We start from the raw sequence: 12,560 nt of genomic DNA, 5'->3' as shown, positions 1-12,560 counted from the left end.
GCAAATGTTGCTTTGTTCGCTTTTTTGAGGTGGAACACCTTTTTGAAACAGGTAACGGCTGAATTTAATGAAAATCCTGATCAGGGTTTACACTTTAAATTTAGTCCGGCATTGGGTTTACCCTTTTCTACGTGGACGCAACGCTCAGCACATCGTTCATTGCGAGCGATAGTGCGGCAACCGCGAATAGGATAAGTGGCCGCAATGCTCAGTGTCTGAACCCTGATGCGCATGATTATTTGATTCCCTGATGCCAGGTACATCAAGGCAATCCTTAAATCAAGCAAACGGCGAAGCCCTCTTGAATGCCAATTAAAAAACAATGAACCGATGAAAAATCATGGTTCAGAAATTTGAAAAGCAAAGGCTGTGGCACTTCTGAAAACGCAGCCCCGCTATTCTCTCCAAGGCGCTGATAGAAGCGGGCTTTCCGCTGCTATCGGGTTTATCTCGGAAAGGGATACTGCTTGGAAAACACACAATGGCTCGCCAACATCCTCAGCGTCCTTTCGAGGCGCGAAGAATCATTGGCAAGCAAGGTAGCTTGCTATTGGCAACCTTGCATGCGGGCCACAAGTGGGGACACTTGCGTAGGCGGGGAGGCTTACGCCGCTATCCGCCTATGCCTCCATTAAAGTATATTTTTATTATTATATCGTTATAATAATATATAATACTATATTGTGAAAAAAACCCAACCCTTACATCACATGAAGAAAAAACACACACTACTGCCCCGCATTGATTCGTTGGTTGTCTTATGTCAAGGCTTATCAATTTTATTTTTCGTGCTCCTAACGAGTTGTAATTCTCAGAGGAAAGTGTTTGATGAAGCTAAGCCCTACCAATCATTCAGGGGGTTTGAGCCAACTGATCCCACCGAGTACGATAAAATGGTTTCCATTGTTGAAAATGACAAAATCGTTTTGAAAGAAATAAAGTTGCTGAAAACAGAACAAATTTTAAGCTTTTTAAATAATGAGACTGTGTTGGTTTCAATAGGCCAACTGACCGCAGAGGGCGGATTTTCGTATTTACCAGTGGTAGTTTCTTCCAAGGGTTCTAGCTATAAGGTAACAATGGATTATATGAAGTCGGCAACACTTCCAGTAAAAGATTCAGTAACACACGATATTATAGGCCTGCGCCGGGTAGGCGTAGGGTTAAGGCTGATTTCGCTTATTACAACGTTTGAGGCAGGTATAAATATCGGAGACTTGTCATCTATTGGAATTGCGACCAAGGCAGGCAAAATGTCTGGAACGTTGATGGTTGAGGTAATCGGTATTAAATCTAAAGATGTTACTACTTTGATACCCCTTCCTTCGGAAATTAACCAAACTACCATACAGAATGCAATGCAAGCGCTGGCAACTATAAAATCAAAAATTTACGACGACCAGACAAAATTATACCCGCAAATAATGGCAATTTCTGATTTCAAGGTTAACAACACTGGAGGTTCTGTCAAGAAAAGCGGAGCACAAGCAGATAGTATTGCGATTGACAATAAGATTAACCTTCAATTTGATAGCAAAAATAATAAGGCAGCTTATCTGGAGGCGCAAGGATTTAAAAGTCTCTTTGATAAAGAAATTGACCAGGCTATTATCAACTTTGCCGATTGCTCAAGGGCATTCCCTGCTTATCATAGTGTTTTCGAGATCGCGAATTACCTTCGCACCGAGCAACCTCAATTGATCGATAAAAATTCCCCGAAATGGAAAGATGTTTATAAAACCATACTGACAAAATACTCCTGGAAACTCGATGCCGATGTTCTTAGCAAACTTAAAGTAAAAGCTAATTAATAATAAGGCAGAGACCAGATCAATACCTCAAATATATATAACAACATAGGGTACCCAGTATTTGACGAACTCCCCGCCGCAAATGTCCCCGGCTTGTGGCCCGTTTGCAAGGTTACCTCTATGCATTGCACATTCGCATTCGTTATTTGCCGTCATTTTAAAACTTTACGGCACCAGAAGCCGGGGACACCTGCGGCAACGTGAGGATAAGAATAAAATTTTAAGGGAATTTAGATGCGTTAACCTTTTTTATTAACTTTAAATATTAATCGGACCTAAATACTTATTATTTTGAAATTTCAGGGCATTAACTTAATATTCGGGGTCTTAGCATCATTAGTTGGGTTTATTACACTAATTATTAGAGATGACGTTGCGTACTCTATAGGTTTAAAAAGCCCGTTAACAATTTCGGTAGCGTCCGCAGCTATTATTTTATATGGAATTGGCGCAACTCTTTATTCATACCTGCAGGGTAATAGCATTCGAATCAATTTCCCCAATATTGACACGCCTTTAGCGACGAACAAACTTCAAGAGCAGATAGATTTTTTAAAATTAGAGATTTACAAGTTTAATGACGCTAATAGTGAAGTGAATAAAAGTGAAATAGAAGTATTAATAAGAGAGTTAATTAATAAGAGTCTAAACAATGAGGAGTTTACCAAAGTTTTCGAAGCTAAGTTTTTAAATCAATTATCGGAAGAACAAAAAATTAGTAGAATAAACCAAGATTTCGTTGAGATAAATCGAAGGATTGGATTTGAAATTGTCCGACTATCAAAAAGCGCGAATATAAATTTAGTTTTTGGTAGTATAACAACACTTATTGCTGTCGGATTCTTGGGCTATGAAGTATTGTATAAGCCTGTTAACTTTACTGAAATGGTGCCCCTGCTTTCTCATTACATACCAAGGATTACTATTGTAATATTTGTAGAAGTGTTTGCGTTTTTCTTTCTTAAGATTTATAAAGCAAATCTCAATGACATCAAATATTTCCATAATGAAAAGACAAATATTGATTTAAAATTAGTGGCGATTAAAGCCGCTATTGCCACAAAAAATGAAACTATTATACAGACTTCAATAACGGAGCTTGCGAAAACTGAAAGGAATTTCATTTTGAAAAAAGATGAATCAACCATAGAAATTGAAAAAGAACGACTGGATTTTCAATCAAGTAAAAGTGTTTTAGATGCATTGAAGGATATAATTAAAAGTAAATAAATTTTGGCCTTGTTTGGTCGTCATGAACAATCTCCGCCTTGGCGCACGGTTGGTTACGCAAAAACCTACTCATTAGGGTCCGGCTAATCACTCACATACCCTCTTCAAATATCACCGATACCAACCCGGGAAATAGTTTATCTCCTCGTCTGGCGCATGCAGCGCAGGGTAAGAGCGTTGTGTACTCGTGCCTTAGCAGTATAGGCAATACTTTGCAAAAGGTTAGCACGAGTATGCGCCCCCACGTGCCTTACGCCACATACTCGCGCTAGGCAAGGATATTGGTGAGTAGTTTATTAGGTGAGTCGATGAAATACCAAATCCGAAATCGAAATCCGAAATCAATCATAACACTTCCTCGGCTTGTGCCCCACTTTGCAGATCCACCATACAATTAGCGTAATTTTGTATTTTAGTACCCATAAGCCGCAATTGCAAATTCCATTAACGATTATTGAACCTAAGCCAACAATGAACAAAATTATTACCGTTTTAACAATTGTGCTGTTTGCAAGTTGCAGCAACCATGGAAAAAAGCCTGACCACGTTGTAACTGATAGCGGCGCTGTTAAATCGACAAAACCCCCGATAGCACAAGACGATAGCATAGGGCTGGCTAGTGACGACATTACCCCATCGCAGGCGGAAGAGCGGATACGGCTGGAAAGTACTTATGATAACGTGGAGGTTATAGACACCGTTTTCGATAGCGGCAAGGGCCGCTTTAGCTTACGTGTGAAATATTACTGCTTAAAGGATAGTAATATCGTAATCCCGAAAAGGTATTATGATGCCGAAAATCCAACAGATTTTGTAACCCATCCTTTTGTCTCCGATGTGATATTACTAAACGGCAGTGATACCGTTTTAAACAAGCAATTTACTGCGAAAGATTTTTACCCGTTTTTTAAAGACCCATTTGTTGGGGCCTTAAAAAAGTACGGCAGCCTTTTGGGGCCTGGTGTGTCGCATCACGGCAACGAAGATAGCTTTGAGGTGAGTTATTCCCTTTCTATCCCGGCAACTGATTTGGGTATTCCGGTAGGTGTGATCATACAAAAGAACGGCGATTACAAAATTAAAACGGGGTATTAATTTCAGCCAGTGGTGACAACACCAACCTTAGGCTCAAATTTTTCCCTACCTTGCATCAACCAATCCGCGCTGTTATGACCATCGAAACCCTGCAAACTATTTGCCATAGGCTGCCCGGCGTAACCGAAGATATTAAGCTGGAGAGCCATCTTTGTTTTAACGTGGGCGATAAAACATTCCTGTTCACCTCACCGGATAGTTCGCCGCCCTCGGCATCATTTAAAGTGCCCGATGAAGATTTCGAAACCATTATTGCTAAGGACGGCCTGGAGCCACAGCCATACATTGCCCGCTATAAATGGGTACTGGCAAAAGATATCAGCACGCTGAGCCACCAGGAATGGGAGCATTATATCAAACAATCGTACCAGCTGATAGCGGCGAAGCTTCCGGCAAAAATAAAAAAGGGGCTGGGTTTGTGAAAGTTCCCTTCGGCACCGGCCAAACCAGGTCTGCCGCCAGTGTAAACCTACAGCAGGATTAATCATTAAAAAAAACCGATAGCCGGATTTTGTTTTAAAAGATGTTCCATATTGCCCGATGGCTGAGAGGGAAATTAGATGCAATGGTTTCTTCTTGCGCAATATAATAAACTGCTACAATACCAGTGGCGACACCATATTGACACCATTGTGAAATTTACAAATACCTGATTAAGAACTACTTGACAATGTTCACGGTGTTCACGCGGCGCTGCGTGAACACTTATCGAGGACTTTTGGCGGCTTACTTACTTGCTGCTACAAAACCACAATGCTGTTATCATATCAATTTGCCCGGCTTATGATTTTAGCGTGTTTTTCCAAAAGCCTACCCCGCCGCCTTTTGCTGCCCGGCAACCTGTTTAATCTCCTGCAGTTCCAGTTCGTAGGCGCGCATGCGGGCGTGGAGGATGTCTACCTCGGTACGCAGCATCTGAATTTCGGTGATGAGCTTGGCCGATTCGGGTTTGTGGATGTTTTTTTCGCCGGTGCCCAGGATGAGCCACTCGGGAGAGTATTTAAGCTGGAAACACAGCTTGCGGATGAGGTAGTAGCTGATGTCCTGCTTTTTGTTGATTACCTTGCTGATGAAGCCCTGATCAACCCCAATAGCGTTTGCCAGTGCAAGCTGCCCGCCATGCTCCTTCACTATAACCTTAATCCGTTTTACAACTGCGTCGTCCGACATAATCTTTGGCTGCAATTATAGTAAAAAAGTTCATAGATAACAGTTCATAGTTGATAGTTCATAGTAGCTTCTGCCATGAACTATCATCTATGAACCATGAACTCCCTCCATCAATTCCTTCCATGAACTATCACCCATGAACCATGAACTCTTTTACCGCTTCGCTTAAATCATAAACCGATACGGTTTTTATTTTGGCAGCGATGATGCTGGCTGCGGCAGCAGAGCGGTAGCCGGCGGCGCAATGCACCACGATGGGTTTGCCGGTCGGGATTTCGCTTAGCCGTTCGCGCAATTCGGGCAGGGGAATAGCCAGCGCATCGGCAAACAGCATGCCTGCGTTTATTTCGGCGCGGTTGCGTGCATCTATTATGGTGTATTTAGAGGTGTCGGCCTTAAATGCTGCTTCGTCGAAAGAAGCAGATTTCTCAATAGCATCCTCCGGCATGAGCAGGGCCGCTTTGATGTTCCGTTCGTAGCCTATTTTGGCCGCCTTGCGGATCATCGTATCCAGGTCCTCATCCGTATTGGCGATCAGGTAAAATGGCTCGTTCGGCGCAACTATGGAGCCCAGCCAGGTCTCGAATTTTTCGCCATCCTGCAGGTTGATGCTGCCTTTTACATGGCGCTTGCGGAACAATGCGTTAGCGCGGGTATCTATGATGACGATGCCTTTCTCTAATTCGGTATTGCTGTCTACCTTTTTAACATGGTTGATGCTCTCCTCAAAACCGGGTGCGCCGCTTTTGTTCAACTCTACATCGTAACCGAAGTATTTGGGCATAAAGGGCTGGTCGGCCAAAAGGGTCTGCACAAATTTCAGCTCGTCCATCAGTTGCAGGGCGTAGTTTTCGCGCAGCTCTTTGCCAATGGTGGTCTGCAGATCAGGGCTCATGCTTTTGCCACATAGCGAGCCGGGGCCGTGCGCCGGGTAAACGGTAACGTCTTTGGGCAGCACCATCAGCTTTTCGCGGGTGCTATGGTACATATCGCGGGCAAGTTCTTCCTTTTTGGCGGTGATATTGCCTGCGTTTTCGCGTAGGTCGGGCCGACCGACATCGCCGGCAAAGAGGGTGTCGCCGGTAAATACGGCGCAGTCGCGGCCTTTCTCGTCCTCCAGCAAAATGCAGATAGAATCGGGCGAGTGGCCGGGGGTGTTGATGGCTTTCAGCTTGATGTCGTCCAGTTGTATCACGTCGCCATCGTCGAAGGTTTCGTGTGGGTATTCGGCACCCGCCAGTTTGCTTACGTAGATAACCGCGCCGGTGGTTTGGTGTATCTCCAGGTGCGAACTCACGAAATCGGCGTGGGGGTGGGTTTCTATCACGCCCAAAATATCGGCGCCGTGTATGCTGGCAAAATCGTAGTAAGGCTGCGGATCGCGGGCGGGGTCTATCACCACCATGCGGCCATTGCGTATGATGGCGTATGATGCATGGGCCAGGCCCTTATCGTAAAACTGGTTAACTATCATAGCGTATTATGGCCGCAAAGATAATGTTTCGGACGAAATGATAGGAGAGGGGAATGTTGGATGGAGGTAAAGAATTGGGGTTGAGTTTTACCTGTTATTTTTTATTATCCGTATATTTACAATTATGACAACAATAACCTTGCAAGTACCCGACAGCCTTGGCGAGTATCAGAATGATACCGTGAGGTTTATTGCTGCAAAATTGTATGAGTCGGGCAAACTTTCTTTGGGCCAGGCTGCCGATATGGCAAGTTTATCCAAACGCACTTTTGCCGAATTGTTGGGCGATTATGGCGTTTCCTTGCAAAATTATCCTGTATCTGAGATGCTTAGCGATGCGGACGGAATATAAGATAGTTATTGCTGATACCACCTGTTTTATACTGCTCGACAAAATTGGTGAGTTAACACTTTTAAAAGCTCTGTTTGGGCAAGTAATTACTACAACGGTAATTGCACAGGAGTTTGGCACACCGCTACCTAAATGGGTAATAGTACACGATGTAAAAGATACCCATTTTCAAAACTCGCTCGATATCGATGCTGGTGAAGCCAGTGCTATCGCACTTGCGATAGAATCAGAACCCTCTCTTCTTATTTTAGACGACAACAAAGGGCGAAAAGCTGCACGCAAATTAAATTTACACGTTACCGGCACGTTGGGCGTACTTTTAAAAGCAAAACGAATTGGCATCATCGCCGCCATAGGACCGATAATCGAAAAAATACGAAAAACTAATTTTTGGTATTCCGAAGAAGTATTGCAAGAAATACTTTCGCTCGCTAATGAGCTATAACTACTTATTAAACCACCTCACCACTACCGATAATCTCGATAATTTAAGCAAGGCTGCCAGGAAACGATTTAATGGGATTGTTTTCATATCTGTGCTGCGATATATTTTATAAACTGCCTTGCATGTAAATTATTATCGCTGAGGTTTATAAATACTCATTCTTAATAGTGATGAGCGCCGAAACTCGAATGGGTTTCAAACCATTAAAAAGCGCGGGAGTGTGCGATTCCCCTCTTGAGAGGGGTGGAGGGGTGTGTTTTACGCTATGCATTAAGCCGTTTGCATGGTGGCGAACACACCCCTGCTCTCGCTCAACCCCGCCCGCCCCCTCTCAAGAGGGGAATTAAAACCTAAAAGCCCCTAAACTCAATCTGTATTAAGCCCTAACAATTTGGCGCAAATACGTATTTTTGCGGGCTATGATTATTGCTAAAACATACTCCCCAAAAGAAGCCGAAGAAAAGTGGTACAGTTACTGGTTGCAACACAATTTTTTCCGCTCGGTGCCCGATGAGCGCGAGCCGTACACCATTGTGATACCGCCGCCAAACGTTACCGGCGTGCTGCACATGGGGCATATGCTAAACAATACCATACAGGATGTACTCATCCGCCGTGCCCGCATGAAGGGCAAGAATGCCTGCTGGGTACCGGGAACCGACCACGCCAGCATAGCTACCGAAGCCAAAGTGGTGGCCATGCTGAAAGAGCGCGGCATCAATAAAAAAGACATCACCCGCGAGGAGTTCCTGAAATACGCCTGGGAGTGGAAGGATAAATACGGCGGCATCATACTGGAGCAGTTGAAGAAACTTGGCGCATCCTGCGATTGGGAACGCACTAAGTTTACTATGGACGATGACATGAGCGAAGCCGTTATCGACTACTTCATCCGCCTGCACAAACAGGGGCTGATATACCGCGGCGTACGCATGATCAACTGGGACCCGCAAGGCAAAACCGCCGTTAGCGACGAGGAAGTTATCCGTAAGGAGGTAAATCAGAAGCTCTATTATATACGGTATTATCTTGCCCGAGCAGAGTCTGAATATCTCACCATCGCCACCACCCGCCCGGAAACTATTATGGCGGATGCGGCTATCTGTGTAAACCCTAACGACGAGCGTTACACGCACCTGCATGGCAAAACAGTATTCATCCCGCTTATCAACCGCGAGATACCGGTGATACTGGACGAGTATGTTACCATGGATTTTGGTACTGGCTGCCTTAAAGTTACCCCCGCGCACGACCTGAACGACTACGCCCTCGGCCAGAAACATAACCTGCCTATCATCGATATTTTGAATGATGACGGCACCCTGAACGAAAAAGCCCAGATACTGGTAGGAGAGGACCGCTTTGCCGCCCGCAAAAAAATTGCCGTACTGCTGGAAGAAGCAGGCGCATTGGCCAAAACCGAGGATTACACCTCGCAGATTGGCGTGAGCGAGCGCACCAGCGCGGTAATAGAACCTAAGCTGAGCATGCAATGGTTCTGCAAGATGCAGGAGATGGCAAAGCCCGCATTGGACTACGTGCTGGAAGGCGATGTAAAACTCATCCCCGAGAAATTCATCAACACTTATCGCCATTGGATGGAGAACGTGCGCGACTGGAACATCAGCCGCCAGCTTTGGTGGGGCCAGCAAATACCGGCTTACTACCTGCCCAATGGCGAGTACGTTGTAGCTAAAACCAAAGAAGAAGCTTTGGTAGAAGCACAATTAAAAAGCCCTGCCTACACCCTTGCCGATTTGCGCCAGGAAGATGACGTACTGGATACCTGGTTCTCATCGGGCCTGTGGCCGATATCGGTTTTTGATGGCGTGCGCAACCCCGATAATGCCGAAATAAACTATTACTACCCAACCAACGATTTGGTTACCGCGCCGGAGATATTGTTCTTCTGGGTGGCGAGGATGCTGATGTCGGGCCACGAGCTGCGGGGGCAAAAGCCATTCAGCAATGTGTACCTCACGGGCATCGTAAGGGATAAGCTGGGCCGCAAAATGTCCAAATCCCTGGGTAACTCGCCCGATCCTTTGGAACTGATGGCTAAGTATGGTGCCGATGGCGTGCGCGTGGGCATGCTGTTATGTTCGCCTGCCGGTAACGACCTCATGTTCGACGAAAGCTATTGCGAACAGGGCCGCAACTTTGCCAATAAAATATGGAACTCGTTTAAACTGATACAAGGATGGGCGGTAGATACAAGCCTGCCGAATAAAAATCAGATTGCGATAGAATGGTTCGAGAGCCGCTTTAACCAGGCTTTGGTACAGATAGAAGACGACTTTAAGCAATACCGCCTGTCTGAAGCGTTGATGGCTACCTACAAATTGGTTTGGGACGATTACTGCGCCTGGTACCTGGAGATGGTGAAACCTGTTTACCAACCCGGTGCCGAAAAGCAAAGCATCGATGCAGATACGTACGCAGCTACTATCAATTTCTTCCAAAATATCCTAAAGGCGTTACACCCATTTATGCCTTTCTTGACCGAAGAACTATGGCATGATGAACTTTTTGGCGAACGCGAGGCTTTAGATTGCTGTATTGTGGCGCAATTACCCAGCATTGGGGAAATAAATACTCAGCTGGTTGCCGAGATAGAAGTTATCCAGCAGGCAATTGCACAAATACGTAACGTGCGCAACGCTAAACAGCTGTCGCCAAAAGAGGCTTTACCGCTCGCGGTTAAAATAAATTCGGCAATCGATTATAAAAAATACGAGCCGGTTATTAAGCATTTAGGGAATATCGTAGAACTATCGGTTGTAAATGAGGCCTTGGCCGGAGCCGTAAACTTCATTGCAGGTACTGATGAGTTTTACGTTGCTTTGAACATAGAAATAGACGTTGAGGCAGAAAAGGAGCGCCTCGAAAAAGAGCGGGAATACCTTATCGGCTTCTTAAAATCGGTAAACGCCAAACTAAGCAACGAACGTTTCATGGCTAACGCAAAACCCGAGATAATAGAAAATGAATTGAAAAAGAAAGCAGATGCAGAATCGAAACTGAAAACGGTGGAAGATAACCTGCGCGGATTGGCAGGTTAATTGTATGAAGTTAAGGCTGTTTATGATTTATGATTGGAATATTTCGTATCTTAAAACGCCGAAAATCTAACATCAATTAATTGAGCCAAACGCCCGTAAAGTATTGAATGTGAATTTCTTTAATTTCTCTATTGATAAAATACTTACACGAGACCTGTCGATCCTCGATCAGGCGCGTATCCGTTTGCTTTATTATGGTTTTATTTTAGTATTCGTAGCGCTTTGCGCTTTATTCCTGAGCGTGTACCTGCAGGGCCTGCCGCTCCTAAGCGCAACATCGGGCATATTGATGTTCTGCGTGGCGGCTTTATTTAAATACCTCACCTTTAAGCCCCATTGGCAGCGTATATCGCACATACTACTTATCCTCGGCACCATCGTAAACTTATCTACGGTATTTGTGGTGATGCAGGAGGTAAACATCATCGTTATCCAGATTATCATCCTGGTGGTTGTGTTTAGCTTTTATATGCTGGGGCAAAACTGGGGTATGTTTTATTCGTTGCTTAACCTGTTGCCGGTGCTTATTTTCCTGGTAATGGTTTACGATCATAACTATTACATCGATTTTAAACCCGAAAAGGTAGACGAGGCTACCATCATCATCGGCGTGTTTGCCAACTTCATCCTTATCATATTTATCCAGAGCCACTTTTATACGGCCTTCCTCAAGAATATCCAGGAGCTTAAAGCCACGGGCGAGGAGCAGGCGGCATTGAACATCAAATTCGAGAAAGCGATAGAGAAGGCCGAGAAATCGAGCCAGGTGCAGTCGGATTTTCTCTCCACCATGTCGCACGAGATACGCACGCCGCTTAATGCTGTTATAGGCATGAGCAACTTGCTGATGATGAATAACCCGCGGCCAGATCAGGGCGAGAACCTGGATATATTGAAATTCTCGGCCAACAACCTGCTGGCCATCGTTAACGACGTGCTCGATTTCAATAAAATAGAATCGGGGAAAATCGTATTCGAGAAGATAAAGTTCAACCTGGTAGATCTGCTGCATAACATCTGCGGCGGCCAGATTATGAAGGCCGAAGAAAAAGGCCTGTTGTTTAAGCTGGATATAGATAGCGCACTACGCCGCAAGGTGGTTTTTGGCGACCCGACCCGGCTAACGCAGATCATCTTCAACCTTACCAGCAACGCGATCAAGTTTACATCGGCGGGCAGCGTGTGGGTGAGGGTAACTTGCATAGAAGACCGCCACAACAATATTACCGTAAGCTTCTCGGTAAAAGATACCGGCATTGGTATCAAGAAAGAGAACCTTCAGAGCATCTTCGAGCCCTTTACGCAGGAGTCTATCACCACTACCCGCCAGTATGGCGGTACCGGCCTGGGCCTGGCCATCGTAAAACGCCTGCTGGAACTGCAGGGCGTTAAAATGCATGTGCATAGTGTAATTAACCAGGGCTCGGAGTTTTCATTCAATATAGAGTTCCCGGTATCTACCGAAGCGATTGCAGCGCCGGTGCAAAAACAACAAATAACGCAGGCAGCAATAGATGGCGATACGTTTGAATATGAAAGCCTGCGCGTGCTGATAGCCGAGGATAACCCGGTGAACGTAATGTTGATGAAGAAGCTGTTCAGCAAGTGGAAGATAGTGCCCACTATTGCCGAGAATGGCGAACGTGCGGTAGAGATTATGCAATACGGCAACTTCGATATTATCCTGATGGATTTGCAGATGCCGATAATGAACGGCTTCGATGCAACTATAGAGATACGCAAAATGCCCGATCCTACGAAGGCAAATATCCCAATCATCGCGCTTACCGCTTCGGCCCTGTTTGATATTAAGGACCAGGTAACCGCCGCGGGCATGGACGATTATGTAGCCAAGCCGTTTAAGCCCGACGAACTGATGGAAAAAATACAGAGCCTGGTTGCCAAAACTGCCGTGTAATGC

At 45.2% G+C, this 12,560-nt stretch carries 10 protein-coding genes; 8 read left to right on the top strand and 2 right to left on the bottom strand.

Going from position 1 to position 12,560, the window contains the following annotated elements; translation table 11 throughout:
- Positions 1–710 precede the first annotated feature (710 nt).
- The 4 genes from AC1DYT_RS11180 to AC1DYT_RS11165 all read left to right on the top strand — a co-directional run bounded on the left by AC1DYT_RS11180 (position 711) and on the right by AC1DYT_RS11165 (position 4,558).
- Positions 711–1,811: a hypothetical protein gene (locus AC1DYT_RS11180; protein ID WP_477469687.1), complete on the top strand. Its 1,101-nt coding sequence runs from the start codon at positions 711–713 to the stop codon at positions 1,809–1,811.
- 291 nt (positions 1,812–2,102) lie between these two features.
- On the top strand, positions 2,103–3,041 hold the full coding sequence (locus AC1DYT_RS11175; protein WP_477469686.1) for a hypothetical protein: 939 nt from the start codon (positions 2,103–2,105) through the stop codon (positions 3,039–3,041).
- Positions 3,042–3,512: 471 nt separating this feature from the next.
- Positions 3,513–4,136 (top strand): hypothetical protein, encoded by a 624-nt coding sequence (locus AC1DYT_RS11170; RefSeq protein ID WP_477469685.1) that lies wholly within the window; start codon positions 3,513–3,515, stop codon positions 4,134–4,136.
- A gap of 74 nt (positions 4,137–4,210) precedes the next feature.
- Positions 4,211–4,558, top strand: a complete 348-nt coding sequence (locus AC1DYT_RS11165; RefSeq protein WP_477469684.1) for an MmcQ/YjbR family DNA-binding protein — start codon at positions 4,211–4,213, stop codon at positions 4,556–4,558.
- Positions 4,559–4,946: 388 nt separating this feature from the next.
- Here the strand turns inward: AC1DYT_RS11165 and AC1DYT_RS11160 are convergent, their stop codons facing one another.
- The gene (locus AC1DYT_RS11160; protein WP_477458546.1) at positions 4,947–5,306 is read right to left on the bottom strand and encodes a helix-turn-helix domain-containing protein; all 360 of its coding nucleotides are present in this window, start codon (positions 5,304–5,306) and stop codon (positions 4,947–4,949) included.
- 130 nt (positions 5,307–5,436) lie between these two features.
- Entirely contained in the window at positions 5,437–6,780 is a 1,344-nt protein-coding gene (locus AC1DYT_RS11155) for an MBL fold metallo-hydrolase (protein ID WP_477469683.1), read from the bottom strand.
- Positions 6,781–6,904: 124 nt separating this feature from the next.
- Between AC1DYT_RS11155 and AC1DYT_RS11150 the strand changes: the two genes are divergently transcribed.
- The 4 genes from AC1DYT_RS11150 to AC1DYT_RS11135 all read left to right on the top strand — a co-directional run bounded on the left by AC1DYT_RS11150 (position 6,905) and on the right by AC1DYT_RS11135 (position 12,557).
- Positions 6,905–7,132 carry a UPF0175 family protein gene (locus AC1DYT_RS11150; protein WP_133228366.1) on the top strand — a complete coding sequence of 76 codons (228 nt, stop codon included), beginning with the start codon at positions 6,905–6,907 and terminating at the stop codon, positions 7,130–7,132.
- A complete protein-coding gene (locus AC1DYT_RS11145) occupies positions 7,116–7,577 on the top strand; it encodes a PIN domain-containing protein (RefSeq protein ID WP_477469682.1) in 462 nt (153 codons plus the stop codon). The genes AC1DYT_RS11150 and AC1DYT_RS11145 overlap by 17 nt, the downstream gene beginning before the upstream one ends.
- Positions 7,578–7,996: 419 nt before the next feature.
- On the top strand, positions 7,997–10,639 hold the full coding sequence (locus tag AC1DYT_RS11140; protein WP_477469681.1) for a valine--tRNA ligase: 2,643 nt from the start codon (positions 7,997–7,999) through the stop codon (positions 10,637–10,639).
- Between the two features lie 109 nt (positions 10,640–10,748).
- Positions 10,749–12,557, top strand: coding sequence for an ATP-binding protein (locus AC1DYT_RS11135; RefSeq protein WP_477469680.1), 1,809 nt, complete (start codon positions 10,749–10,751; stop codon positions 12,555–12,557).
- Positions 12,558–12,560: the final 3 nt, after the last annotated feature.

Source organism: Mucilaginibacter sp. P1_D10 (assembly GCF_056406215.1).
The sequence above is the reverse complement of the archived record's forward strand: the minus strand, read 5'-3'. Positions and strand labels throughout refer to the sequence as shown.